The following is a 23,923-nucleotide window of genomic DNA, read 5'->3' on the forward strand; positions in this document are numbered from 1 at the left end:
AGGCGGATTCCCCACCGACGAAAGAGTGATCCCATGACGCGCAAAGTAGTCATTACCGGTCTGGGTGCCACCACGCCCATCGGCGGCGATGTACCCACGATGTGGAACAACGCCCTCAAAGGGGTCTCCGGTGCCCGCACCCTTGAGGACGACTGGGTCGCCAAGTACGAGCTCCCCGTCCACTTCGCCGCACGCTGCAGCACCCCTGCGCTGGACGTCCTCAGCCGTGTCGAAGCAAAGCGGATGGACCCGTCCACCCAGTTCGGCGTTATCGCCGCCCGCGAAGCCTGGGCCGATTCGGGCATCACCGAATTCGACCAGGACCGGCTGGCTGTCGCGTTTGCCACCGGCATCGGTGGCGTCTGGACGCTTCTTGATGCCTGGGACACGCTGAAGGAAAAGGGCCCGCGCCGGGTCCTGCCCATGACAGTGCCCATGCTGATGCCCAACGGTGTTGCTGCGGCCGTCAGCCTGGACCTCGGTGCCCGCGCCGGCGCGCACACACCCGTCTCCGCCTGCGCTTCCGGTACGGAAGCCATGCACCTGGGCCTGGAACTCATCCGCTCCGGCAAGGCGGACGTGGTGATGTGCGGTGGGGCAGAAGCAGCCATCCACCCCATGCCGCTGGCGGCCTTCGCGTCCATGCAGGCGCTCTCCCGCCGGAACGATGATCCCCAGGGCGCTTCCCGCCCCTACGACACCGCACGTGACGGCTTCGTCATGGGTGAAGGGGCCGGCGCCCTGGTCCTGGAGGCCGAAGAGCACGCCCTGGCCCGCGGCGCACGCATCTACGCTGAACTGGCCGGCACGTCCGTGACCGCCGACGCCTACCACATCACCGCCCCGGACCCCGAAGGTCTCGGTGCCACCCGTGCACTCAAGGCTGCCATGTTTGACGGCCGCATCCAGGCTGAAGACGTGGTGCACGTCAATGCGCATGCCACCTCCACCCCCGTTGGTGACAAGCCCGAGTACACGGCCCTGCGCGCTGCGCTGGGCACCCACGTGGACAACGTGGCCGTCTCGGCCACCAAGTCGCAGATGGGCCACCTCCTGGGTGCTTCCGGCGCGGTCGAGGCGGTCCTGACCGTGCTGGCCGTCCACGAGCGCAAGGCACCGGTGACCATCAACCTTGAGAACCAGGATCCTGAGATCCCGCTCGACGTTGTCACCTCCGCCCGTGACCTGCCTGCCGGCAGCATCGTGGCGCTGAGCAACTCGTTTGGTTTCGGCGGACACAACGCCGTGGTGGCCATCCGCAGCGTCTAGCCATGTCCGGGCAGCAGCCCGGAAACCCAAGGGAGGCCCCGCCAACAGGCGGGGCCTCCCTTTTTGTTGCTATGGAAGTGTTGCGGGGGACAGGCCACCGCGGGGACGGACGACGGCGGTCAGCCCACCTGGTGGAGCCAGCGCACCGGGGCGCCCTCGGCAGCGTGGCGGAACGGTTCGAGTTCCTCGTCCCAGGCCTCCCCGAGGGCGAGGGAGAGTTCGTGGTAGACGGCGGCCGGGTCTCCGGCGCCGGATTCGTACGCGTAGCGGATCCGGTCCTCGGACACCATGATGTTGCCGTGGACGTCCGTGACGGCATGGAAGATCCCCAGCTCCGGGGTGTGCGACCATCGGCCGCCGTCCACGCCCTGGCTTGGCTCCTCCGTGACCTCATAGCGAAGGTGCGCCCAGCCTCGGAGGCAGGACGCCAGTTTGGCTCCCGTGCCGGGGTTTCCGGTCCAGGACAACTCGGCCCGGAACATGCCGGGGGCGGCAGGCTGCGGGGTCCACTCAAGGTCCGTCCGCTTGTCCACGACGGCGCCAACCGCCCACTCAACGTGGGGGCACAGCGCCGTAGGGGCCGAGTGAACGAACAGCACACCGCGGGTCATTGCAACAGACATTCCATCCTCCATAGCTATAGGTACGTCTTCCCCAACGACCTCTGCCTGGATGGAACTGCCGTGCACTGCTCTGCGGTGGTGGTTCCTTGTGCATATTTAGATGTATCGAATAAAGCCGCGTCCGGACTTGCTGTGCAGCGCGAAGCTCAGGGAGCTTCAAGCCGCACTTGAAAGTTGCCGGACGTGACTCTTATTGTGCCGCACCCCGCAAAATTACGCCAGTGCGATTAGCCACACCGCTCAGGCTCTGGGATGCGCCTGCTGATAGCTCTTCCGAAGGCGGTCCACCGAGACATGGGTATAGATCTGGGTGGTGGCCAGGCTGCTGTGGCCCAGGATCTCCTGCACCGCCCGAAGATCCGCGCCCCCGTCCAGCAGATGCGTGGCGGCGGAGTGGCGCAGCGCGTGGGGCCCGGAAGCGGCAGTGTCCCCGAGCGCCTCGAAGAGGGTGTTGACCAAGGCACGGACCTGGCGCTGGTCAACACGTCCACCGCGCGCCCCGAGGAAAAGGGCGGGTCCGCTGCCGTCCTTTACAAGGATCGGGCGCCCCCGGCGGAGCCAGTCGTCAACGGCCACGGCGGCCGGAACCCCGAAAGGGACGGTGCGTTCCTTGTTGCCTTTGCCGACCACCCGGAGCGTCCGGCGGTCCGGGTCAAGGTCGTCGACGTCGAGGCCGGCAAGTTCCCCCACCCGGATACCCGTGGCGTAGAGGAGTTCCACCATGGCCCGGTTCCTCACGGCAAGCGGTCCGCCGTCCGCGGCCTGCGCCTCGAGTCCCTCCAGGATGCGGGTGAGCTGCGAGGCCTGCAGCACGCCCGGGAGGGATCCTTCCCGTTTAGGTGCCTTCAGGCGAAGGGCGGGGTCGACGTCAATGACTTCTTCCCTGAGCGCCCAGGCCGTGAACACCCGGGCCGTGGCGGACCGGCGCGCCAAGGTGGCCCGGGACGCGCCGGCTGAGCTCTGGGTCCCAAGCCAGCGGCGGAAAGTGCCCAGTTCAAGGTCCTTCAGTCCTGCCACGCCTTCCGAAGCCGCGTGGGCGAGGAGGCTGTGCAGGTCGCCCAGGTAAGCCCGCTTGGTGTGCTCCGACACTGCGCGCTCCCCCGACAGATAGCCGGCGAACGCGTCCATTGCCTTCCCGAGTTCCACGGGCAGTTGTTCATGTTCCACTCCTCTACTTTCCCAGCTGCGTGTGCTGCCCGGCGTGCTGACACGGTTACCCTTTGCCGCGTTTCCAGCCACCGCGCTCCGCCACGGCCAATCCCAGCAACCCCAGCCTGCCAAGACCTGCCCGGACGGAATCCTGCCCCAGTCCGGCCACGACCGAAAGCTTTTCCACCGACGTGGTGGAGCGCAGCGGCAGCGCATCCAGCAGGATCAGGTCCTCCAGGGTCAGCCCGTCCTGGACTGCCGCTTCTGAGGCCCGTTGCTCAGGCAGTCCTGTTCCGCTCGGCGAGGCGAGCTCGGCCACTTCCGCCGCATCGGTGACGCAGACTGCCCCTCCGTCCCGGAGAAGCCGGTGGCAGCCGGCGGAGTTGGCGCTGTGGACAGACCCGGGGACAGCGCCGACGGCGCGGCCCAGCGTCTCAGCGTGGTGTGCCGTGTTGAGGGCGCCCGACCGCCAGCGCGCTTCCACCACTACTGTCACCGCGGACAGGGCAGCTATCAGCCGGTTCCGCTGCAGGAAGCGGTAGCGGGTCGGGGCGGACCCCGGTGGTACCTCTGCCAGGACTGCGCCCTGGTTGGCGACAGCCCGCAGCAGGTCTTCGTTTCCGGACGGATAGAACCTGTCCACTCCCCCGGCCATGACGGCGATGGTAGGCACGGCTGCGGATCCGCCGGCAAGGGCAGCCCGGTGCGCATGGGCGTCAATTCCGTAAGCGCCGCCGGAAACAATCGTATAGCCGCGCTGCGCCAGGGAGTAAGCGAGGTCTCCGGTGACCGCTGCCCCATAACTGGTGCTGTCCCGGGACCCCACGAGGGCGATGGACTTCTCCAGTGCAGGCAGCGGCTGTTCCTGCCCGCGCCACCACAGGCAGACGGGTTCTTGGATTCCCAGGTCCGCAAGCTGGGCAGGCCACAGCTCATCGCCGGGAATGATGACGCGTCCGCCCAGCCTGGCCATGGTGGCCAGGTCGCGTTCGGGGGCGAGATCGGGGATCCGCGGCTGCCAACGCCTTAGAGCTGCTGCCAGTCCGGCCCAGCTGCCGGCCGATCCGCTGTCTGCCAGGAGTGCCGTGACGTCGCGCTCCAGGTCAGGGCCGGCCGCCACCCGACCTGTGGCGATCCGCAGTGCCTCCGTCGCCCCAGCAAGCTGCACCAGGGCCAGGCCCGCCGCATCCTGCGGTTCCATCAGCCGTGAGAGGGCGGCCCGCGCCAGCCGTTCCGTTTCCATGTCCCGCGTCTTTTCCACGGCCCGTTCCTTTTCCACCCGCAGTTCCATTAGTCCGTTCCGTTCCTGGCCAGCTGTCATGCCGCGGCCGCCGTGGCCTGCCGGAGGCCCAGCGCCTGCCCGATGTCGTTGGTATCGGGCGCGTCGCGGCGCCCCAGGTCCGCAAGGGTCCAGGCGAGCCGAAGGACGCGGTCGTACCCGCGGGCAGTCAGGACTCCGCGCTCGAGCGACTGGTCCAGGATCCGCGTTGCTGCGGAAGCGAGGCGCAGGTCCCCGCGCAGGATCCGTCCGGGCACCTGTGAGTTCGTCTCGAGGCCAAAGCGCTGAAGGCGTTCCGCCTGCCGGGACCGGGCCTCCCGGACCCGGCCCGCCACGGACGCGGTGTCCTCTTCGGCACCGGATTGACCGAAATCTGTCAACGAAACCCGCTCCACCTGGAGCTGGATGTCCACCCGGTCCAGCAGGGGCCCGGACATCCTGGCGAGGTAACGTCGGCGCATCACGGGAGTGCAGGTACAGTCCAGCCCTTTGCCCGAGGCCTTGCCGCACGGGCACGGGTTGGCCGCAAGCACGAGCTGGAAGCGGGCCGGGTACGCCGCGGTCCCGGCAGAGCGGTGAATCACCAATTCCCCGCTTTCCAGGGGCTGGCGCAGGGCATCCAGGACCCGCCGTTCGTATTCCGGTGCCTCGTCAAGGAAGAGCACGCCCCGGTGCGCACGGGAAGCCGCGCCCGGCCGGGGCAGCCCCGACCCGCCGCCGATGATGGCTGCAGCGGTTGCAGAGTGGTGCGGGTTCTCGAAGGGCGGCCGCCTCAGGAGCCGCACAGTGGAGGAGGGCAGGCCGCACAGCGAATGGATGGCGGTGACCTCCATCGACTCATGGTCGCCGAGGTCGGGCAACAGGCCCGCAAGCCGTTCCGCCAGCATCGTCTTTCCGGCCCCCGGCGGCCCGGTGAGCAGCAGATGGTGGGCACCCGCGGCCGCGACCTCCAGGGCCCGCCGGGCGTCGCCCTGGCCGGAGACGTCCGCCATGTCCGGACACGGGCCGGGAAGGGCCGCGACGTCACCGGACTCCCCGGAATCGTCAGGCTCGAAGTCCAGGGCAAGTTCCTGCGGATCGGCGCCAAAGTCGAGCGCGAGCCGGGCCAGCGTGCGGTAGCCCCGTACCGTCGCGCCCGGGACAAGGGAGGCCTCGGCCAGGTTGGCGTGGGCCACGACGACCTCGGGGTAGCCGGCCCGCACGGCTGCCATGACCGCCGGCAGGATTCCCCTTACCGGCCGGAGCCTGCCGTCGAGCCCCAGCTCGGCGATGAAGACGGTGTTCCCGGTGGGCTTGATGTCGTTCGCGGCCCGCAGGACGGCCATAGTAACGGCGAGGTCGAACCCGGATCCGCGCTTGGGCAGCGAGGCCGGAATGAGGTTGGCGGTGATCTTCCGGCGGCTGAGCGGAATCCCGGAGTTCTTCGCCGCAGACCGGATCCGCTCCTTGGCCTCGTTCAGCGACGCATCCGGCAATCCCAGGATGACAAATGCCGGGAGGGTCTGGCCGATGTCCGCCTCAACCTCAACCATGTAGCCGTTCAGGCCCACGAGGGCCACTGAGTAGGTCCGTCCCAAGGCCATCACCCCACCCCCTTGAGGTGCTCCACCAGGGGTTCCCCGCCGCCGTCGTCCAGGACCGCGACGACGTCCACGCGCCGCAGCGGCATCCGCAGCTCGCGGTCACGGCACCATGCGGCACCCAGCCGGTGCAGCCGCGCAAGCTTTTCCGGGCCCACCGCCTCGAACGGGTGGCCGTAGTCCAGGGAGCGGCGCGTTTTGACTTCGGCGATGACCAGCGCATCACCGTCCAGGGCAACGATGTCGATCTCACCCCCGGGGCACCGCCAGTTCCGCTCCAGCACCAGCATGCCCAGCGCTTCGAGATAACCCACGGCGAGGTCTTCGCCGCGCCGGCCCAACAGGTCTTTGGATTTCATGTCCACCTCCGCAACCAGCCTGGCGGCGGACGCAGGCCGAAAACAGACGGCCCCTGTCCTATGTGGACAGGGGCCGGTGTGGAGGGAAGGTTGGGCTGCAGCCGGTGCCTAGTTTCCCAGGTCCACATCCTTGGGCAGCGCGAGCTCCTCGTTGCGGGGCAGCTCCTCGACGTTGACGTCCTTGAAGGTCAGCACCCTGACGCTCTTCACGAAGCGGGCGGAACGGTAGACGTCCCAGACCCAGGCGTCCTGGAGGGTCAGGTCGAAGTAGACCTCGCCGTCGGCGCTGCGGGCCTGGAGGTCCACGTGGTTGGCCAGGTAGAAGCGCCGCTCGGTCTCGACAACGTAGCTGAACAAACCGACGACGTCGCGGTACTCACGGTAGAGCTGAAGCTCCATGTCGGTTTCATAGTTCTCAAGATCTTCGGCACTCATGCTTCCATCTTGCACCATCTCCGGCGCCCCCGGCGCCGGAGGCCGCTGTCAGTCCCGGTCCGGTGCGTCCACGTTGGAACCCGCTGCGTCCTGGAGTTCGCCGCCCAGGAGGCGCCAGCTCACCCGGTGGTAGGGCGTCGGCCCGGCTGCGCGGAGGACGGACCGGTGGGCTGCCGTGGCGTAGCCCTTGTTGATGTTCCAGCCGTAGTCCGGGTATTCGGTGTGCAGGTGGCGCATCATCCGGTCCCGCTCCACCTTCGCGATGACGCTCGCGGCGGCCACGCTGAGGCACTGCATGTCGGCCTTGACCTTGGTGTGCACCGGGGCCTCGCAGGCGGCCTCCACGACGGGCTGGTCGAAAAGGGACAGTTGGTCTGCGGGTGAGAGCCAGTTGTGGCTTCCATCCAGCAGCACAGCTTCCGGGACAACGCCCGCAGCGATGATGCTGCCCCAGGCACGGGTTCCGGCAAGCCGCAGGGCGGCGATGATGCCGAGCGAATCGATCTCCCCGGCGGTGGCGTGTCCCACCGCGGAGGCCACGCTCCAGCGCCGCACCAGAGGATCGAGCCGTTCCCGCTCGGCCGGGCTCAGCAGCTTGCTGTCGCGCACCCCGGCCAGCGGCTTTTGGCGCTCAAGATCCACGACGGCGATTCCCACGCTCACGGGTCCTGCAAGCGCTCCCCGGCCCACCTCGTCAACGCCGGCCAGGAACCGGACTCCCTGGGCTTTGAAGGTGCGCTCATGCCGCAACGTTGGCGCCTTGGTTCCGCTGGCGGCAGCCTTGCGGGCCGGACGCGCTGGGGTGGCTGGGGAAGCCTGGACCGCGGAGGACATGGTCAGCGGGCCGCCGGAACGCTCTTGAAGACGTCCGGGTAATTGTCCAGCGTCTTGATCCTGTTCAACGGCCATGCAATCACGGCAGCCTTGCCCTCGAGGTCCTTGAGGTCGACGAATCCGCCGTCGGTCTCCATGTGCGCGCGGGAGTCTGCGGAGTGGTTCCGGTTATCACCCATCACCCACACCTTGCCCTCCGGGACGGTGACATCGAAGTTGCGGACCTGCGGGACTTCGGCGGGGTTGATGTACGTCTCGTCGATGGCAGTGCCGTTGATGGTCAGTTTACCGCCGGTGTCGCAGCAGACCACGTGGTCGCCCGGCAGTCCGATGACCCGCTTGACGAGGTGCTGCTCAGAGTTGTCCGGCAGGAGCCCCACGAACGTCAGTCCGTCCTGGACCCAGGTGAAGGGGCCCTGTGCCTTGGCCGGGGCCGGCGGCAACCATCCCTTGGTGTCACGGAAGACGACGACGTCGCCGCGGCTCAGGGCGAAGGGCTCGGGAACCAGGAGGTTGACGAAAATCCTGTCGTCGACGTCCAGGGTGTTCACCATTGATTCGGACGGGATGAAGAAGGCGCGGAAGAGGAAGGTCTTGATAAGGAAAGACAGCACCACCGCGATGACAACCACGGTGGCAATTTCCTTCAGCCAGCCCAGGAAGGGATTCCCGGCGGACTTGCCGGCGGCTTTGGACCCCAACCTACTCCGCCTGCTGGCTGGAGCTTCCGGCCCAGTGCCTTCGCCCGGCTCGGAAGAAGAAGCTGGAACGGCCGGTTCCTCGGAAGCGCCGTCATGGCGCGGTTCAGGGTTCCGCGCTTGGTTCTCGGGCATTTACCGTCCGTTCTCTGTTGTGGGCCCCGGTGCAGGCGGCCGTGCTACTGGGGCAAATCTATCAAGCGGCCAGAGGATCTGGACCGGCCTGCCGATCACCCGGTCAAGTGGAACGAGTCCGCCTCCCGGAGCACCGAGCAGGCTGCGTGAATCGGCGGAAACAGAACGGTGGTCCCCCATCAGCCACAGCCTGCCCTCGGGGACCACCGTATTGAACTTCTGCGTGCTCGGCGCATCCCCGGGGAAGACATAGGGCTCATCCAGTGCTGTCCCGTTGACCGTGACTTTCCCTCCGGCATCACAGCAGACCACGGTGTCACCGGGAAGGCCGATCACGCGTTTGACGTAGGTAGTGTCGCTGCCGGCCAGCCCGACCCATTGCATCGCAGATGCAGTGGCATCTACCAAAGGGCCTTTGCCGCTGTTCAGGGGCGCAAAACTCCCGCGCCCGTCGAAGACGACAACGTCGCCATGCCGGATAGGTTCGGTTTGGAAATCGGTGCGGGAGACAAGGATCCGGTCGCCGCCTTCCAGGAGCGGTTCCATGGACTCCGAGGGAATGAAATAGACATCGAGCCACAAGGACCTGACCAAACCGCTGATGGCGATGGCAAGGATCAGGGCCGGAAAGACAAAACGCCAGCCCATTCTGCGGGGCTGGCGTTTTGTCTGGTGCATGGTCCGTATCCTGGCGCTGGTGCATTGCTCCGGCGCTTGCCGGGTACGGCCGCGCTCCAGCTGGCAGTAAGTCCGGAAGACTTACTTTGCGGTGCTGAAGTCGCGCTTTTCCTTGATCTTGGCAGCCTTGCCGCGCAGCGCACGCATGTAGTACAGCTTGGCGCGGCGGACGTCACCCTTGGTGACAACCTCGATCTTTTCGATGATCGGGGAGTGCACCGGGAAGGTACGCTCCACACCGACACCGAAGGAAACCTTGCGGACCGTGAAGGTTTCGCGAACGCCGTCACCCTGGCGGCCCAGGACGAAGCCCTGGAAGACCTGGACACGGGTGTTCTTGCCTTCGATGATGTTCACGTGCACCTTGAGGGTGTCGCCCGCGCGGAACTGCGGAACATCGTTGCGCAGCGAGGCTGCGTCGAGGGAATCGAGAATATGCATGATTGCACTCCTGGTGAACGCCACAGGTCATTCACTTTGGGTCACGGCGGGCAAGTCCGGCTGCTGGAAAGCAGGCCGGGGGCTCACCGCCGAAGTAAAGTCCCGGCTGCTTCAAGGGTTGAGGGAGCCGGTTGTCGGGCTGTTGGCCGCGCTACCCCCTGTGGCAGGTGCGGACCCAGCAGACACAAGGGTTAATTTTGCCACAGCGGCAGGGTTACGCCAATTCGGGCGGAGTTAGTCCCGGCGTTCCGCCGCCGCTAGCCCGACTGTGCAGCTGCCGTGCCGGGGCGGCGGACAAGCCTGCCGTCCACGACGTCGTAGCCCAGGTTGTGCAGTTCGGTGCGGTCCGCGCGCGGGAGGCTGCCGGCGTCGAACCCTTCCAGCAGGTCCGGACGGCGCTCCGCCGTCCGGCGGTACTGTTCGTGGCGGCGCCACTGTGCGATCCGGCCGTGGTTGCCGCTGAGGAGCACCGGGGGCACTTCGCGCTCCCGCCAGACGGAGGGCTTGGTGTAGACCGGGTATTCCAGCAGCCCGTCGGAGTGTGATTCCTCCACCAGCGACTCGGGATTTCCCACCACCCCCGGCAGCAGGCGGCCAATGGCCTCCACCATGGCCAGGACCGCCACTTCCCCACCGTTCAGGACGTAGTCGCCGAGGCTAACGGGCCGGACCGTGAAGTGCTCCTGCGCCCATTCGATGACCCGCTCATCGATGCCCTCATACCGCCCGCACGCAAACGCCAGGTGCTGCTCCTCGGCCAACTCGTAAGCGAGGGCCTGGGTGAACCGCTCCCCCGCCGGCGAAGGAACAATCAACACGGGCTTGCGGTCCCCATCCGGGTGCCCCTCGGCCACGGCGGAAAGTGCCTGCGCCCAGGGCTCGGGCTTCATGACCATCCCGGCGCCGCCGCCGTATGGGGTGTCATCGACGGAACGGTGCTTGTCCGTGGTGAAGCTGCGCAGGTCATGGACATGCAGGTCCAGGATGCCGTCCTGGCGGGCCTTGCCGATCAGCGAGAGTTCAAGCGGGGCGAGGTATTCGGGGAAGATGCTGACGACGTCGATCCGCATCTAGGCGTTGCCTTCCGCTTCCGGGGCGGCGGCTTCGTCCGAGTTGATGCCGAAGAGGCCGTCCGGCGGGGTGAGGAGAATGAAGCCTTCCTCGATGTTCACCTCAGGGACGATCTGTTCCACGAACGGAATGAGGATCTCGTCGCCACCCGGGGTGGTGACCACCAGCAGGTCCTGGACCGGCATGGTGTTGAGGGCTGTCACCTTGCCCACCACCCGGGACTCGACCCGGGCTTCCAGGCCGACCAGTTCGTGCTCATACCAGCCTTCGTCGTCGTCCTCGTCCAGCTCTTCGGTTTCGATGAAGAGCTTGGCGCCGCGGAGCGTCTCGGCTTGGTTGCGGTCCGCCACTTCCTCAAAACCGAGCAGCAGGATGTCCTTGTTCCAGCGCGCGCTGCTCACAGTCAGCGGGCCGGACGCTGAAGGCTCCACCACGAACTCCGTTCCGGGGACAAACCTGTCTTCCGGGGCGTCCGTAAGCACCTGGACGGTGACCTCCCCGCGAATGCCGTGCGGCTTGCCAATCCGTGCCACCTGAAGCTGCATCTGTTCCTCTGTTCCGGGTTGTGGTGGTGCTGGTAAAGCTTTGTGCTGGGAAAGAACTCCGGCCCCTCCACCTGGTGGTGAAGGGGCCGGAGCAAACTGGATAGTGCCGAGCGCTCAGCGGCGGCGGTCGGTGTCGACGACGTCGACCCTTACCGGTTCGCCGCCGGCCAGTGCTGCCACCACGGTGCGCAGTGCGCGTGCCGTGCGGCCCTGGCGGCCGATCACCCGTCCGAGGTCGTCCTGGTGAACGCGCACCTCGAGGGTGTCCCCGCGGCGGTTGCTCTTTGAACTGACCTTGACGTCGTCCGGGGAATCAACGATCCCGCGGACCAGGTGCTCCAGCGCTTCTGCCAGCAATCTACTCAGCCTCGGTGGTCTCAGCTTCGGCGTCGGCCGGGGCCTCGGCAGCGTCAGACTTGGAGGCCTTCTTGGTGATGGCTTCCGGGATGATGACCGAGCCCTTCTCCGGAGCAACGAAAGCTTCCTTCGCGACCTTGGTCTTGAGGGTGCCTTCCTGGCCCGGCAGGCCCTTGAACTTCTGCCAGTCACCGGTGATCTTCAGGATCGCGGCAACCTGCTCGGACGGCTGGGCGCCGACGGACAGCCAGTACTGGGCACGCTCGGAGTTAACCTCGATGAACGAGGGCTCTTCGGTGGGGTGGTACTTGCCGATCTCCTCGATGGCGCGGCCATCACGCTTGGTGCGTGAGTCCGCAACGACGATGCGGTAGTACGGGGCGCGCATCTTGCCGAAGCGCTTAAGGCGAATCTTTACGGCCACTTTTGTGGTCACTCCTGTTTCAGAAAAAGGGGTGAACCCGGCTTTCTGCACCCGTGGGGCGGGCCGTACTTGCGGGCTCGAAGGACAGGATCCGGACGCGGAGAGAGGGGCCACGCAGATCGAGTACCTGTTTATTGTGCCAGATGAACGCCGTTATTTCGACTTGGCGTAGCCGCCGGTGACGCTGCGGGAAGGTTTTCCGGGCGCGGCCGGGAGGGTCAGGCGGACCAGACGTAGAGTCCAGTCCGCTCGGAATCATTGATTCCGGCAGCAAGCGCCGCGAGCTGCTGCACATACGTCCGCGCCTGGGCGGCCCCGAACGGCATGTCCTCCTGGGCGGCCCACTGTTCGGCGACGTCGTCCAGGACGTTGCCCTCGCCTTCGGTTTCGTAAGTAAGAAGGTCCGCCAGGGCGCGGACCATGGCCGGCGGAACGGCGAGGAGGGAGTCGCTGGCGACATCCACCATCGTCAGCTCGTAGTCGGCTCCGCCGGCATGGACGGCCGTCCCGGCAAGATCGCCAAGCTGTTCCAGTTCAAAATCGCTGATTCCCTCAATCCGCACCGCAGCAGTGTCCCCCGCGGAGGCGCTGCGGCCTTCATCAAGGAGGCCGGCATGTTTCAGCGCGGCGTCATGGGTGGCGACAAAGATCTCGGTGAAGCCCATGGCTCGTGTCCTTCTTCCGTTGGCGGAACTGCGCGCCGGACACTTCCTGCCGCCCGGCCGTACGGAATCAGCCTAGTAGCTGCGGGGCCGCCCCCGCACGCCGGACCAGCCTCCCGCGGAGTGGCGCAGGAGGCCGCAGCGGTCAGCGGACGGCGACGCGGATACGGTTGCGCCACGGATCCTCGAACCGAAGCTCCGAGCCGGTGTGGTGGGCCGGCACCCCGGCAACCTTGAGGCGGTCGGTCAGCGCTCCGACGTCGTCCCCGGACGGAACCTCGATGAGCACCTCGCCAAGCCCAAGGGTGTCCTTGCGCGGACCGGCGCCGCGGCTGTTCCAGACGTTCATGGCCATGTGGTGGTGGTAGCGGCCTGCGGAAACGAACAGTGCCTGCCCGTGCCAGCCTGCGGTCTTTTCGAACCCCAGAGTGCCCACGTAGAAATCCCGGGCGGTCTGCACATCGCCAACCTGGAGGTGGACGTGTCCCACGCCGGCGGCCGTTTGCCGCTGTCCCTCCAGGGACTCTTCGGTGAGGTACTGCTCGAGGTAGCGCTGCGGCGGGAGCGCCAGGCTGTCCATCACCACGTCCGTCCCGTTCCAGGACCAGTTGCTGCGGGGACGGTCCCAGTACAGTTCGATGCCGTTGCCCTCGGGGTCGGTGAAGTAGAAGGCTTCGCTGACCAGGTGGTCGGCGCTGCCGGTGAAGGCCCGCGGCTCGTACTGTGCGGCAGTGGCGACGGTGGCGGCGAGGGAAGCCTGGTCCTCGAAAAGGAGCGCGGTATGGAACAGGCCCGCCTCTCCCCTGCCGGGAAGGTGCAGTCCGGGAGCCGGCGCAAGGTGGACCAACGGCCGGCCCAGGCGGCCAAGGTAGAGCCCGCCGTCCTGTTCGGCGACCACCTCAAGGCCGAGTGCGCGCTGGTAGTAGTCGGTCATGACCTTCATGTCGCCCACCTTGAGCATCACGGTGCCCATGGCGAGGTCGGCAGGAAGAAGATCCTGGCTGCTGGCTGATCCGGTCATTGAAGGCTCCTAGCATTGGCGGCCGTCCCATTGGCGGCCTCTCACACATTAAAATTACTTGAAGCTTCAATTTATTCCAAGTCCTCCGTGAGCCGTTTTTCGTCAGCGAATAATCCGCCCGCCCAGCACCACGTGCTCCAGGGCCGTAATGGTCTCCGGTGCCGCCCGCGGGTCTTCCCGGCATACAACGACGTCGGCGCGGGCACCCTCCTCCATCCCGTCCGCTCCCAGCCACGCACGGGCTGCCCAGCAGGCGGCGTCCAGGGCCGCCTCCATGGGCAGGCCGGCGCCGTGCAGGGCGAGGATTTCGTCCGTGATCCTGCCGTGCCGTATCACGCTGCCGGCATCGGTACCGGCAAAGATGCGTACACCCGCGGCATGGGCTTGCGCCACCCGCTCCATCCTGCCTTCCCAGAGGACGCGCATGTGGGCGGCATAACGCGGGAACTTGGGCTCCGCCTGCGCAGCAATGTCGGGGAAGGTGGCGATATTGATGAGCGTGGGCACGATCGGTACGCCCTGCTCCACGAACCGGGGCACGTGGCGGGGAAGGAGCCCGGTAGCGTGCTCGACGCAGTCGATGCCCGCGTCCAGCACCTGGTCCAGGGTGTCTTCAGCGAAGCAGTGCGCTGTTACCCGGGCACCTTCGTCGTGTGCCGCCTGGACGGCATCGCGTACGACGGCGGCAGGAAAGGACGGCGACAGGTCGCCGGCGCTCCGGTCAATCCAGTCCCCCACGAGCTTGACCCAGCCGTCGCCGTCGCGCGCCTGCTTCCGGACGGCCTCCACGAGGCCCTCGGGTTCCACTTCCTCGGCGAAGCCCCGCAGGTAGCGGCGCGTCCGGGCAATATGGCGCCCGGCCCGGATCAGCACCGGGAAGTCCACTCCGCCCTGCATCCAGCGGGTATCTGCCGGCGAGCCCGCGTCCCGGACCAGCAGGGTTCCCGCGCTAAGGTCCGCCTCCGCCTGGTCCCTGGCCGCCGCGGGCTCGACCGGACCAGTGGCCCCAAGCCCAATGTGGCAGTGGGCGTCCACGAAGCCCGGCAGCACCCAGCCATCCAAAACCCGGTCCGGAGCAGCCGCCGGCCGGCTGAACGTAAGCCTGCCGTCCACGGACCAGAGCCCGTGCCGCACCGTGTCCGGTGCGGTCAGGACGGGGCCGGGGAAGTTGATGATGCCTGCCATGGGGCTCCTTTCGATGCCCGGCCAGGCTAGCACCGCAATTATGACAAGGCCGCTCCAGGCGCCTGTGGTAGCTTCGTTCCTGACCACACGGGTGCCCTTGCAGGGGCTGAGATCGGGCTGACGCAGCCTGCGACCGTTGAACCTGTCCGGGTAATGCCGGCGAAGGAAGTGAGTATTCCCTTGAGTACGCAAAACACCCAGTTGAACCCTGCCCTCCAGCCGTCTGACAGGGTGCCCGGCGGCGCGTCCATGCCGCCGGAAACCCAGTCGTTGAAGTCGCATTCCCTCGCCTACCTCGGGGATGAGGCGTCCGGGATCCGGGTACCGGTGACGGAAATTGCCCTTGAGCCGTCCCCCAACGGCCAGCCGAACGCACCGTTCCGGACGTACCGGACGGCGGGGCCGGGAAGCGACCCCGTCCGCGGCCTGGACCCTTTCCGCGCGGAGTGGATCGTGGCGCGCGGAGACACCGAGGCCTACAGCGGCAGGGAACGCAACCTGCTGGACGACGGCCGCTCGGCCGTCCGCCGCGGCGCCGCCTCCGCGGAGTGGAAGGGCGCGCAGCCCGTGCCCCGCCGCGCCGTCGACGGCCGGACGGTGACGCAGATGCACTATGCCCGGCAGGGCGTCATCACGCAGGAAATGCGGTTCGTGGCGCTGCGCGAGAACTGCGATGTGGAATTGGTGCGCAGCGAAGTGGCTGCCGGCCGCGCCATCATTCCCAACAACATCAACCATCCGGAATCCGAGCCCATGATCATCGGCAAGGCCTTCCTGGTGAAGATCAACGCGAACATCGGCAACTCGGCCGTGACGAGTTCGATCGCCGAGGAAGTGGACAAGCTGCAGTGGGCAACCCAGTGGGGCGCGGACACCGTCATGGACTTGTCCACCGGCGATGACATCCACACCACGCGGGAGTGGATCATCCGCAACTCCCCGGTGCCCATTGGAACCGTCCCCATCTACCAGGCCTTGGAAAAGGTCAACGGTGAGGCCAACGCCCTGACCTGGGAAATCTTCCGGGACACCGTGATCGAACAGTGCGAACAGGGTGTGGACTACATGACCATCCACGCGGGCGTGCTGCTCCGCTATGTCCCGCTCACCGCCAACCGCGTCACCGGCATTGTCTCGCGGGGCGGCTCCATCATGGCGGGCTGGTGCCTGGCCCACCACCAGGAGAACTTCCTGTACACGCACTTCGACGAGCTGTGCGAAATCTTCGCCAAATACGACGTCGCCTTCTCGCTGGGCGACGGCCTCCGCCCCGGTTCGACGGCGGACGCCAACGACGCCGCGCAGTTCGCTGAGCTGGACACCCTCGCCGAACTGACGCAGCGGGCCTGGGAGTACGACGTGCAGGTGATGGTGGAGGGGCCGGGCCACGTTCCCTTCCACCTGGTCCGCGAGAACGTGGAGCGGCAGCAGGAGCTGTGCAAGGGTGCGCCCTTCTATACCCTGGGGCCCCTGGTGACGGATGTGGCGCCCGGGTATGACCACATCACCTCGGCCATTGGCGCCACCGAGATCGCCCGGTACGGCACAGCCATGCTCTGCTACGTCACGCCGAAGGAACACCTGGGCCTGCCCAACAAGGACGACGTGAAAACGGGCGTGATCACGTACAAGATCGCAGCGCACGCCGCGGACCTGGCCAAGGGCCACCCCGGGGCGCATGAGCGCGATGACGCCCTGTCCAAGGCGAGATTCGAATTCCGCTGGCGGGACCAGTTCGCGCTGTCCCTGGACCCCGTGACCGCGGAGTCGTTCCACGATGAGACGCTACCGGCCGAACCGGCCAAGACGGCGCACTTTTGCTCCATGTGCGGTCCGAAGTTCTGCTCCATGCGGATCAGCCAGGACATCCGGGACGAATATGGCTCAGCGGACACGCAGGCGGCGCTGGCGGACCTGGCCTCCGGCATGCGGGGGAAGAACGAGGAGTTCCTGGCAGCCGGCGGCAAGGTCTACCTGCCGGAGCTGCGGGTCCCCGCTGACGGCTAGGACGCCCGGGCTGGCTGGCTCCTGCCGACCCCGCTGATGAACTGGCGGATGGCCCGGTCCCCGTCCCGGGAGTCCTGGGGCCGGTGCCCTCCCGCGGCAACGCGGTGCAGGGCGCCGGTCTCCCGGAGGTACCCGGCAATTTCCTCGTACAGCGGCTCCCAGCCACCAGTCAGGACCAAGGTGGGGACGCCGGGAACAATATGCAACGGCGCTTCCCAGGAAGGCTCCTGGAGCCGCAGCCGCCGCGCGGACCGCTTCTCCTCGGTGGTGGCAGGCTGCTGCAGGTCGGTGGCGTAGATCCGGCGGACAAACTCGCGCTGGAAGTCGTCATCGCTGAGCTGGTGGCGGACGTCGAACAGTGGCTGCATCAGGCGGATGTGGGCGGCCGTGGCCGGCAGTTCCGCCGTCAGGGACAGGCAGGCGGGCTCCACCAGCGTCAGGGAAAAGACCAGGTCCGGGCGTTCGACGGCGGCCATCATGGCGGCGATTGCCCCCTGGGCGTGCGCAACGACGTGTCCGCCGGCAGCGCCACGGCCGTCGTCGCCCAGGGACCGCAGGATGATCGCGGTATCTTCCGTGAACGACGAATCCACCGGCTCCGCGGCGGCATCGTAGCCGTGCCGGCGGAGGAACAGGGCGTCATAGGACAGCGCCATGCCGTGCTGGCGCGGCCATGCGGCGGCACCGAAACTTCCGGCGCCGTGCACGAAAACTACCCTCTGCTTGAACATGTCCCAACCCTATTCCACGCTGCCGACATCCCCACGAAAAAGCGCCAGGTGTCGTCTTGAGCGGTCAAAACGGCACCTGGCGCTTCCTGATGCTGGAAACTCCTACTTGCCCAGGAACTTGTCGAAGCCCTTGGGGAGGTTCAGCGAGGACGGGTCGAAGTCGCCGCCCTGCTGGCCGAACGCAGCGCCGGTGGGGAGCGCCTTGGCGGCGTTGGCACGGCGGGCTTCCGCGTCCTTGCGCTCCTGTGCGGCCTTGGCGGGGTTGCCGGATTTTGCCTTCTTCTTGGGTGCGTTCTTTGCGTTCTTCCGCGCGCCGCCCCCGGCTCCGGGAAGGCCGGGCATCCCTGGCATCCCCGGCATGCCGCCCTGGGCCATCTTCTTCATCATCTTTTGGGCCTGGGCGAAGCGCTCCAGCAGGCCGTTGACCTCCGACACATGTACGCCGGAACCACGGGCAATACGGGCCCTACGCGAGCCGTTGATGATCTTGGGCGCAAGCCGCTCGTGCGGGGTCATGGACCGGACGATCGCTTCGACGCGGTCGATTTCCCGCTCGTCGAACTGCTCCAGCTGCTGCCGGATGTTCTGGGCGCCCGGCATCATCATGAGCATCTTCTTCATGGAGCCCATGTTGCGGATCTGCTGCATCTGGGCCAGGAAGTCCTCGAGGGTGAAGTCTTCCTGGTCGGCGAACTTCTTCGCCATCCGGGCAGCTTCGTCCTTGTCCCACGCTTTTTCGGCCTGTTCGATGAGCGTGAGGATGTCGCCCATGTCCAGGATGCGCGAGGCCATCCGGTCCGGGTGGAAGAGCTCGAAGTCGTCCAGGCCTTCACCGGTGGAGGCGAACATGACCGGCTTGCCGGTGACCGACGCAACGGACAGCGCGGCACCACCCCGGGCATCGCCGTCGAGCTTGGACAGCACGATGCCCGTGAAGTTCACGCCTTCATCGAACGCGAGCGCCGTGTTGACGGCGTCCTGGCCAATCATCGAGTCGATCACGAACAACACTTCGTTCGGGACAATGGCGCGGCGGATCTGGCGGGCCTGCTCCATCATCCCGGCGTCCACGCCAAGGCGGCCGGCGGTGTCAACGATCACGACGTCGTGCAGCTTCTGGCGTGCTTCCTCCACGCCGGCGCGGGCGACGGCGACCGGATCACCGGCGGGCTGGTCCAGTTCCGTGGAGGTGGCTCCGGGGTGCGGGGCGAAGACCGGCACGTTGGCGCGCTGGCCTACCACCTGGAGCTGGGTGACGGCGTTGGGGCGCTGGAGGTCGCAGGCCACCAGCATGGGGCTGTGGCCCTGGGCCTTCAGCCATTTGGACAGCTTGCCGGCCAGGGTGGTCTTGCCCGCGCCCTGGAGGCCGGCGAGCATGATGACGGTGGGGCCGTTCTTTGCCAGCCGGATGCGCCGGGTTTCACCGCCGAGGATCTCCACGAGTTCCTCGTTGACGATCTTGACGATCTGCTGGCTGGGGTTCAGCGCGCCTGAGACTTCGGCGCCCAGTGCGCGTTCGCGGACGCGCCCGGTGAACTCGCGGACCACCGGAACGGCGACGTCAGCGTCCAGAAGGGCACGGCGGATCTCCCGGACGGTGGCATCAACATCGGCCTCCGTAAGGCGGCCCTTGCCGCGGAGATTCTTGAAGGTTGCTGTCAACCGGTCAGAGAGTGAATTGAACACGCGCCGTGAACTTCTTTCAGGAGATGATCGGGACTCGACTACCTAGGGTATCAAGTCAGGCACGGTAGATGGCATGCTGGCCAAATGACGAGCCAAACGACTGTGAAGACCTTGCTCATCCTCGGCGCCTCGGGCGACCTCACCGGCAGGCTCCTCCTCCCGGGCCTGGCCCGCCTTGTTGCGGCCGGCCGTGCGGAAGGCTTGGCCCTGGTGGGCGCCGGCTCGGATCCGTGGACGCCGGAACAGTGGCGCGGGCGGGTGGAGTCGTCCTTCGCCGCTGCTGCCGGCGCGGCAGGTGATGCCGGGAAGGACGCCCTGGAGTCGATGCGGAAGGAAACGGCCTACCACCAGGTGGACGTGACGGAGAAGGGCGCCCTCGCAGCCCTGCTCGCCGGGCTGCAAGGGCCGGTGGCGGTCTACTTTGCCCTTCCGCCGCGTATCAGTCAGCTGGCCTGCGAGACACTCCAGCCGGAAGAGGTTCCGGAAGGCACCCGGCTGGTCATGGAGAAGCCGTTCGGTTCCAGTGAGGAGTCGGCCCGCTCGCTGAACCGGACCCTTGGCCGCCTGGTACCGGAGGACCACATCCACCGGGTGGACCATTTCCTGGGCAAGGCCACGGTCCTGAACATCCTGGGCCTGCGGTTCGCCAACAACTTCCTGGAACCCGTGTGGAACCGGCAGCATGTGGAAAAGGTGGAGATCTTCTTTGACGAAGACCTGGCGCTGGAAGGCCGTGCGCGCTACTACGACGGTGCCGGCGCCCTCCGCGACATGATCCAGAGCCACCTCCTGCAGGTCATGGCCATCATGGCGATCGAGCCTCCGGCCACCATCGGCGAGCGCGATCTTCGCGATGCGGTCTCCGCCGTCCTCCGCGCCGGCAGCGTCAAGGATCCCGTCACTGATTCCCGGCGGGCCCGATACACGGCGGGTTCGGTGGCGGGAAAGCAGGTGCCCGATTACGCCGCGGAGGAGGGAGTGGATGCGGCGCGCGGAACTGAGACACTGGCCGAGATCGAGGTGGGAATCGACAACTGGCGCTGGCGGGGCGTCCCCTTCATCCTGCGCTCCGGCAAGGCCCTCGGGGACAAGCGCAAGGAAGCGGTGGTTACGTTCCTCCCGGTGCCCCACCTCCCGAAGGGGTTTACCGGCGTGGACTCCCCCAACCAGCTGCGGATCGGCTTTGGTCCGGACACGCTGGAGTTCGACGTCGACGTCAACGGACCCGGGAACATCTTCAGCCTGGGCCGGGTCACCCTGGAAGCGGAACTGAGCGCCTCGGATCTCCTGCCCTACGGTGAAGTGCTGGAGGGTGTCCTGGCCGGCGACCCGCTGCTGTCCGTCCGGAGCGACACGGCAGAGGACTGCTGGCGGATTGTTGAGCCGGTGCTTAGGGCGTGGGAACAGAGCAGCGTCCCGTTGGAGGAGTACGACGCCGGCTCGGCCGGCCCGGCGTCCTGGCCCACCAACCGGCAGAAGGACTGAGCCCCGACGACAGGCAGGACGGGCGGGAACTTTTCGGTTCCCGCCCGTCCTGCATCAGTCTTCAGTTGTCCCCGGAGGGGCCGTGGTGTGCGCCTTAGATGGCAGCCACTCCGCGTTCCCCGGTCCGGACCCGCACCGCTTCATGCACGTCCATGGTCCAGACCTTGCCGTCCCCGGCCCGGCCGGTGTTCGAACTGGCAATGATCACGTCCAGGATGTCATCGGCCTGCTCGTCCGTGGCCAGGACTTCCACCCGGATCTTGGGCAGGAGGTCCACGTTGTATTCCGCTCCGCGGTAGACCTCGGTGTAGCCGCGCTGCCGGCCGTAGCCGCTGGCTGCGCTGACGGTCAGGCCCTGGACCCCATAGGCTTCCAGCCCTTCCCGGATTGCATCGAGCTTTTCCGGCCTGACGATTGCAGTGATCAGTTTCATGCCCCCACGCTTTCCTTACCTGTTGCCGGCTGTGCCTTTTGCGCACCGGATGATGACGGGACCGCCTCGGGGGACTCGCCCTGGCCCTTGCCGGTGATCATGTCGTGCAGCGGCTGGAAGCTTCCGCCGTGGCCGCTGAGGCCGAACTCGTAGGCGGTTTCGGCGTGCAGGCTGAGGTCCACACCCACCGTTTCCTGTTCCTGCGAGACCCGGAAGCCCATGGTCTTGTGGATGGCCAGCGCAATGATGGCCGTCAGGACCGCTGAGTAGGCGATGGCGATGCCGGCTGCCGCGAGCTGCGCCCACAGCTGGGTGAGTCCGCCGCCGTAGAAGAGGCCGCCGCCGGCACCGTCGGTGGGCAGTGCGATGAAGCCCAGGGACACGGTGCCGATGATGCCCGAGACAAGGTGGACGCCGACGACGTCCAGCGAGTCGTCGAAGCCCCAGCGGAACTTCAGGCCGACGGCAAGGGCGGAGGCCACACCGGCGACCACGCCGAGGCCGAGGGCACCGACGGGGCTGACGTTGGCGCAGGCCGGGGTTATGGCCACAAGGCCTGCCACGACGCCGGAAGCGGCGCCGAGGGAGGTGGGGTGTCCGTCGCGGATGCGCTCGGTCACCAACCAGCCGAGCATGGCTGCTGCCGGGGCTGCGAGGGTGTTGATCCAGATCAGGCCGCCCTGCTCGGCAGTGGTTGCCGCACCGCCGTTGAAGCCGAACCAGCCGAACCACAGGATGGCCGCGCCGAGCATGACGAACGGAATGTTGTGCGGGCGGTGGTTGGGGTCCTTGCCGAAGCCCTTGCGGTTGCCGATGATCAGGACCAGGATCAGTGCCGCCACACCTGCGTTGATGTGGACCACGGTGCCGCCGGCGAAGTCGATGGCGGGGCCCAGGGCCTTGCCGATCGCGCCTTCGGGACCGAACAGGCCGCCGCCCCACACCATGTAGGCAAGCGGGCAGTACACCAGCGTGACCCACACGGGAACGAAGACCGACCACGCGCCGAACTTGGCGCGGTCGGCGATGGCGCCGCTGATCAGTGCCACGGTAATGATGGCGAAGGTGGCCGCGTAGCCGACCTTGATCAGGCCGTCAGGGGTGGTGATTCCCTCCAGGCCGAACGTGGCGAACGGGTTGCCCACGATTTCCATGAACCCTTCCCCGGAGCTCATGGAGGCGCCCCACAGCACCCAGACGACGCCCACCATGCCGATGGAGATGAAGCTCATCATCATCATGTTCAGGGCTGCCTTGGCGCGGGTCATGCCGCCGTAGAAAAATGCCAGACCGGGCGTCATGAACAGCACAAGGGCTGCCGCTACCATGACCCAAACGTGACCTGCGGTAAGTTCCATGGTGCACGTCCTCTCTCATCGAATCTTGCGGAGTACTCCGCCTGCCAACGCCTTTTTGCGTCCTGTAATGAGTTTGTCGGCGGCGTGTTTCGCCCGCGGAGGATTTAGATTGCCGGCCTGTTACATCAACCTCTAGGAAGTAAATGGTGCATATCCGCCTTGTTACGGTTATGTTTCCGCACCCGCGCAGCCATCCGGCTCCCGTTCCAGCAAGGACTCCCGCACCATGACGGCACCACCCCGCCCCAGCCGCGCCACTTCGAGGTTTTTGGCCCGGCTGAGGCCGCAGCGGGAGAAACTCCCCCGCGACATCAAGGTGATGCTGGCCGCGGCGTTCCTTATCGCCCTCGGCTTCGGGCTTGTTGCGCCCGTATTGCCGCAGTTCGCAACAACCTTCGGAGTGGGGAACACGGAAGCCGCGGTGATTGTGGCCATCTTCGCCTTCATGCGGCTGGCCTTTGCTCCTGCCGGCGGTGCCCTGATCGGCAAGCGCGGCGAACGGCCCATCTATGTTGCCGGGCTGCTGATCGTGGCGTTGTCCACTGCGGCGTGCGCCTTTGCGCAGGACTACTGGCAGTTGCTGCTGTTCCGCGGGCTCGGCGGGGCCGGATCCGTGATGTTCACGGTGGCATCAATGGCGCTGGTGGTCCGGCTGGCGCCGCCCCAGAGCCGGGGCAGGGTGTCGGGAGCCTACGCCTCGGCCTTCCTGATCGGCAATGTGTGCGGCCCGATTGTGGGTGGCCTGCTGGCGGGGCTGGGCCTGCGGGTCCCGTTCCTTGCCTACGCCGCCGCGCTGCTGGTGGCCGCATTCGTGGTCCAGACGCAGCTGAGCCACCAGCGCCGGGGAGGCGGGGAGATACAACACCGTGCCCCTGACATGCGGTTTGGCGAGGCCCTGGCGGCCGGAACCTACCGGTCCGCCCTCATGTCCAGCTTCGCGAACGGCTGGGCAACGTTCGGCGTGCGGATGGCAACGGTGCCGTTGTTCGCCGCGGCCGCCTTCGGGGCGGGTCCGCAGGCCGCCGGCCTGGCGTTGGCGGTGTTCGCTGCCGGCAACGCCGCTGCCCTGGTGTTCTCGGGGCGGCTGGCGGACTCGGTGGGACGCAAGCCGATGATGATCTCCGGCCTGCTGGTGGCGGCCCTGTCCACTGCAGCCATTGGCATCACCTCTGACCTGCCCTGGTTCCTGGCGGCTTCGACGCTCGCCGGCGTCGGATCCGGGCTTTTCGGTCCCGCCCAGCAGGCCGCCGTCGCGGACGTCATTGGCAACGCGCGCTCCGGCGGCAAGGTGCTGGCCGTGTACCAAATGACGTCCGACGTCGGGGCGATTGTTGGTCCGCTGGTGGCGGGCATGCTCGCGGACGGGCTGGGATTCGGTTGGGCCTTCGGCGTGACCGGGGGGATCATGCTCCTGGCAGCCGCCAGCTGGGTGCCCACGCGTGAGACCCTGCGAAGGGCTGGCTCCTAGGCTGCGGTGC

The 23,923-nt window shown here is 67.0% G+C and carries 25 protein-coding genes and 1 riboswitch; of the genes, 4 read left to right on the forward strand and 21 right to left on the reverse strand.

Going from position 1 to position 23,923, the window contains the following annotated elements:
• Nucleotides 1-33: 33 nt before the first annotated feature.
• On the forward strand, nt 34-1,269 hold the full coding sequence (locus NIBR502770_RS09380) for a beta-ketoacyl synthase (RefSeq protein ID WP_141181755.1): 1,236 nt from the start codon (nt 34-36) through the stop codon (nt 1,267-1,269).
• Between the two features lie 119 nt (nt 1,270-1,388).
• Here NIBR502770_RS09380 and NIBR502770_RS09385 read toward each other — a convergent pair whose 3' ends face one another.
• From NIBR502770_RS09385 to NIBR502770_RS09465, 17 genes are all read right to left on the reverse strand, one after another.
• Nucleotides 1,389-1,892 (reverse strand): DUF3145 domain-containing protein, encoded by a 504-nt coding sequence (locus tag NIBR502770_RS09385; protein WP_141160163.1) that lies wholly within the window; start codon nt 1,890-1,892, stop codon nt 1,389-1,391.
• 240 nt (nt 1,893-2,132) lie between these two features.
• On the reverse strand, nt 2,133-3,020 hold the full coding sequence (locus tag NIBR502770_RS09390; RefSeq protein WP_141183376.1) for a tyrosine recombinase XerC: 888 nt from the start codon (nt 3,018-3,020) through the stop codon (nt 2,133-2,135).
• A gap of 85 nt (nt 3,021-3,105) precedes the next feature.
• On the reverse strand, nt 3,106-4,284 hold the full coding sequence (gene dprA, locus NIBR502770_RS09395; protein ID WP_141183377.1) for a DNA-processing protein DprA: 1,179 nt from the start codon (nt 4,282-4,284) through the stop codon (nt 3,106-3,108).
• A gap of 74 nt (nt 4,285-4,358) precedes the next feature.
• Nucleotides 4,359-5,903, reverse strand: coding sequence for a YifB family Mg chelatase-like AAA ATPase (locus NIBR502770_RS09400; protein WP_141181756.1), 1,545 nt, complete (start codon nt 5,901-5,903; stop codon nt 4,359-4,361).
• Complete coding sequence (locus NIBR502770_RS09405; RefSeq protein ID WP_141181757.1) at nt 5,903-6,259, reverse strand: YraN family protein; 357 nt, start codon at nt 6,257-6,259, stop codon at nt 5,903-5,905. Before NIBR502770_RS09405 ends, NIBR502770_RS09400 begins: the two co-directional genes overlap by 1 nt.
• A gap of 108 nt (nt 6,260-6,367) precedes the next feature.
• A complete protein-coding gene (locus tag NIBR502770_RS09410; protein WP_056335405.1) occupies nt 6,368-6,694 on the reverse strand; it encodes a DUF2469 domain-containing protein in 327 nt (108 codons plus the stop codon).
• Nucleotides 6,695-6,742: 48 nt separating this feature from the next.
• Nucleotides 6,743-7,528, reverse strand: coding sequence for a ribonuclease HII (locus NIBR502770_RS09415; protein ID WP_246857454.1), 786 nt, complete (start codon nt 7,526-7,528; stop codon nt 6,743-6,745).
• Nucleotides 7,529-7,530: 2 nt separating this feature from the next.
• Nucleotides 7,531-8,361: a signal peptidase I gene (lepB, locus tag NIBR502770_RS09420; RefSeq protein ID WP_141160159.1), complete on the reverse strand. Its 831-nt coding sequence runs from the start codon at nt 8,359-8,361 to the stop codon at nt 7,531-7,533.
• Nucleotides 8,362-9,039 carry a signal peptidase I gene (lepB, locus tag NIBR502770_RS09425; protein ID WP_141160158.1) on the reverse strand — a complete coding sequence of 226 codons (678 nt, stop codon included), beginning with the start codon at nt 9,037-9,039 and terminating at the stop codon, nt 8,362-8,364.
• Between the two features lie 81 nt (nt 9,040-9,120).
• On the reverse strand, nt 9,121-9,480 hold the full coding sequence (rplS, locus tag NIBR502770_RS09430) for a 50S ribosomal protein L19 (protein WP_141160157.1): 360 nt from the start codon (nt 9,478-9,480) through the stop codon (nt 9,121-9,123).
• A gap of 257 nt (nt 9,481-9,737) precedes the next feature.
• Nucleotides 9,738-10,550, reverse strand: a complete 813-nt coding sequence (gene trmD, locus NIBR502770_RS09435; protein WP_141160156.1) for a tRNA (guanosine(37)-N1)-methyltransferase TrmD — start codon at nt 10,548-10,550, stop codon at nt 9,738-9,740.
• Entirely contained in the window at nt 10,551-11,096 is a 546-nt protein-coding gene (gene rimM, locus NIBR502770_RS09440) for a ribosome maturation factor RimM (protein ID WP_141181759.1), read from the reverse strand.
• Between the two features lie 114 nt (nt 11,097-11,210).
• Nucleotides 11,211-11,453: an RNA-binding protein gene (locus NIBR502770_RS09445; protein WP_013601399.1), complete on the reverse strand. Its 243-nt coding sequence runs from the start codon at nt 11,451-11,453 to the stop codon at nt 11,211-11,213.
• Between the two features lies 1 nt (nt 11,454).
• Nucleotides 11,455-11,877 carry a 30S ribosomal protein S16 gene (gene rpsP / locus NIBR502770_RS09450; RefSeq protein ID WP_018768286.1) on the reverse strand — a complete coding sequence of 141 codons (423 nt, stop codon included), beginning with the start codon at nt 11,875-11,877 and terminating at the stop codon, nt 11,455-11,457.
• A gap of 218 nt (nt 11,878-12,095) precedes the next feature.
• Nucleotides 12,096-12,542: a hypothetical protein gene (locus NIBR502770_RS09455; protein WP_141181760.1), complete on the reverse strand. Its 447-nt coding sequence runs from the start codon at nt 12,540-12,542 to the stop codon at nt 12,096-12,098.
• Between the two features lie 142 nt (nt 12,543-12,684).
• Nucleotides 12,685-13,560, reverse strand: coding sequence for a VOC family protein (locus tag NIBR502770_RS09460; protein ID WP_141181761.1), 876 nt, complete (start codon nt 13,558-13,560; stop codon nt 12,685-12,687).
• Nucleotides 13,561-13,662: 102 nt separating this feature from the next.
• Nucleotides 13,663-14,745, reverse strand: coding sequence for an amidohydrolase family protein (locus NIBR502770_RS09465; protein WP_141181762.1), 1,083 nt, complete (start codon nt 14,743-14,745; stop codon nt 13,663-13,665).
• Nucleotides 14,746-14,822: 77 nt separating this feature from the next.
• Nucleotides 14,823-14,930, forward strand: a riboswitch (TPP riboswitch).
• Here NIBR502770_RS09465 and thiC point away from each other — a divergent pair.
• On the forward strand, nt 14,926-16,752 hold the full coding sequence (gene thiC, locus NIBR502770_RS09470; protein WP_141181763.1) for a phosphomethylpyrimidine synthase ThiC: 1,827 nt from the start codon (nt 14,926-14,928) through the stop codon (nt 16,750-16,752). (Overlaps the previous riboswitch by 5 nt.)
• Here the strand turns inward: thiC and NIBR502770_RS09475 are convergent.
• A complete protein-coding gene (locus tag NIBR502770_RS09475; protein WP_141181764.1) occupies nt 16,749-17,483 on the reverse strand; it encodes an alpha/beta fold hydrolase in 735 nt (244 codons plus the stop codon). The genes thiC and NIBR502770_RS09475 overlap by 4 nt on opposite strands.
• 102 nt (nt 17,484-17,585) lie before the next feature.
• On the reverse strand, nt 17,586-19,169 hold the full coding sequence (gene ffh, locus NIBR502770_RS09480) for a signal recognition particle protein (RefSeq protein WP_141160150.1): 1,584 nt from the start codon (nt 19,167-19,169) through the stop codon (nt 17,586-17,588).
• Nucleotides 19,170-19,253: 84 nt separating this feature from the next.
• Here ffh and NIBR502770_RS09485 point away from each other — a divergent pair, with 84 nt between their 5' ends.
• On the forward strand, nt 19,254-20,654 hold the full coding sequence (locus tag NIBR502770_RS09485) for a glucose-6-phosphate dehydrogenase (protein WP_141181765.1): 1,401 nt from the start codon (nt 19,254-19,256) through the stop codon (nt 20,652-20,654).
• Between the two features lie 94 nt (nt 20,655-20,748).
• On the opposite strand, the gene NIBR502770_RS09490 is transcribed toward NIBR502770_RS09485, so the two are convergent.
• Both NIBR502770_RS09490 and NIBR502770_RS09495 read right to left on the reverse strand, forming a co-directional pair.
• Nucleotides 20,749-21,087, reverse strand: a complete 339-nt coding sequence (locus NIBR502770_RS09490) for a P-II family nitrogen regulator (protein WP_141160148.1) — start codon at nt 21,085-21,087, stop codon at nt 20,749-20,751.
• Nucleotides 21,084-22,445, reverse strand: a complete 1,362-nt coding sequence (locus tag NIBR502770_RS09495; RefSeq protein WP_141160147.1) for an ammonium transporter — start codon at nt 22,443-22,445, stop codon at nt 21,084-21,086. The genes NIBR502770_RS09490 and NIBR502770_RS09495 overlap by 4 nt, the downstream gene beginning before the upstream one ends.
• Nucleotides 22,446-22,671: 226 nt before the next feature.
• On the opposite strand from NIBR502770_RS09495, the gene NIBR502770_RS09500 reads away from it, so the two are divergent.
• Nucleotides 22,672-23,913: an MFS transporter gene (locus NIBR502770_RS09500; protein WP_141181766.1), complete on the forward strand. Its 1,242-nt coding sequence runs from the start codon at nt 22,672-22,674 to the stop codon at nt 23,911-23,913.
• The last annotated feature ends 10 nt before the right edge of the window (nt 23,914-23,923 follow it).

It is taken from the genome of Pseudarthrobacter sp. NIBRBAC000502770, from assembly GCF_006517815.1.
Classification (GTDB): Bacteria; Actinomycetota; Actinomycetes; order Actinomycetales; family Micrococcaceae; genus Arthrobacter; species Arthrobacter niigatensis.

What these genes read in the sequence shown, in the direction of transcription:
- NIBR502770_RS09380 (WP_141181755.1), top strand. Translation starts at nt 34, where the DNA reads ATGACGCGCAAAGTAGTCATTACCGGTCTGGGTGCCACCACGCCCATC.
- NIBR502770_RS09385 (WP_141160163.1), bottom strand. Translation starts at nt 1,892, where the DNA reads ATGTCTGTTGCAATGACCCGCGGTGTGCTGTTCGTTCACTCGGCCCCT.
- NIBR502770_RS09390 (WP_141183376.1), bottom strand. Translation starts at nt 3,020, where the DNA reads ATGGACGCGTTCGCCGGCTATCTGTCGGGGGAGCGCGCAGTGTCGGAG.
- dprA (WP_141183377.1), bottom strand. Translation starts at nt 4,284, where the DNA reads ATGGAAACGGAACGGCTGGCGCGGGCCGCCCTCTCACGGCTGATGGAA.
- NIBR502770_RS09400 (WP_141181756.1), bottom strand. Translation starts at nt 5,903, where the DNA reads ATGGCCTTGGGACGGACCTACTCAGTGGCCCTCGTGGGCCTGAACGGC.
- NIBR502770_RS09405 (WP_141181757.1), bottom strand. Translation starts at nt 6,259, where the DNA reads ATGAAATCCAAAGACCTGTTGGGCCGGCGCGGCGAAGACCTCGCCGTG.
- NIBR502770_RS09410 (WP_056335405.1), bottom strand. Translation starts at nt 6,694, where the DNA reads ATGAGTGCCGAAGATCTTGAGAACTATGAAACCGACATGGAGCTTCAG.
- NIBR502770_RS09415 (WP_246857454.1), bottom strand. Translation starts at nt 7,528, where the DNA reads ATGTCCTCCGCGGTCCAGGCTTCCCCAGCCACCCCAGCGCGTCCGGCC.
- lepB (WP_141160159.1), bottom strand. Translation starts at nt 8,361, where the DNA reads ATGCCCGAGAACCAAGCGCGGAACCCTGAACCGCGCCATGACGGCGCT.
- lepB (WP_141160158.1), bottom strand. Translation starts at nt 9,039, where the DNA reads ATGCACCAGACAAAACGCCAGCCCCGCAGAATGGGCTGGCGTTTTGTC.
- rplS (WP_141160157.1), bottom strand. Translation starts at nt 9,480, where the DNA reads ATGCATATTCTCGATTCCCTCGACGCAGCCTCGCTGCGCAACGATGTT.
- trmD (WP_141160156.1), bottom strand. Translation starts at nt 10,550, where the DNA reads ATGCGGATCGACGTCGTCAGCATCTTCCCCGAATACCTCGCCCCGCTT.
- rimM (WP_141181759.1), bottom strand. Translation starts at nt 11,096, where the DNA reads ATGCAGCTTCAGGTGGCACGGATTGGCAAGCCGCACGGCATTCGCGGG.
- NIBR502770_RS09455 (WP_141181760.1), bottom strand. Translation starts at nt 12,542, where the DNA reads ATGGGCTTCACCGAGATCTTTGTCGCCACCCATGACGCCGCGCTGAAA.
- NIBR502770_RS09460 (WP_141181761.1), bottom strand. Translation starts at nt 13,560, where the DNA reads ATGACCGGATCAGCCAGCAGCCAGGATCTTCTTCCTGCCGACCTCGCC.
- NIBR502770_RS09465 (WP_141181762.1), bottom strand. Translation starts at nt 14,745, where the DNA reads ATGGCAGGCATCATCAACTTCCCCGGCCCCGTCCTGACCGCACCGGAC.
- NIBR502770_RS09475 (WP_141181764.1), bottom strand. Translation starts at nt 17,483, where the DNA reads ATGTTCAAGCAGAGGGTAGTTTTCGTGCACGGCGCCGGAAGTTTCGGT.
- NIBR502770_RS09485 (WP_141181765.1), top strand. Translation starts at nt 19,254, where the DNA reads ATGACGAGCCAAACGACTGTGAAGACCTTGCTCATCCTCGGCGCCTCG.
- NIBR502770_RS09490 (WP_141160148.1), bottom strand. Translation starts at nt 21,087, where the DNA reads ATGAAACTGATCACTGCAATCGTCAGGCCGGAAAAGCTCGATGCAATC.
- NIBR502770_RS09495 (WP_141160147.1), bottom strand. Translation starts at nt 22,445, where the DNA reads ATGGAACTTACCGCAGGTCACGTTTGGGTCATGGTAGCGGCAGCCCTT.
- NIBR502770_RS09500 (WP_141181766.1), top strand. Translation starts at nt 22,672, where the DNA reads ATGACGGCACCACCCCGCCCCAGCCGCGCCACTTCGAGGTTTTTGGCC.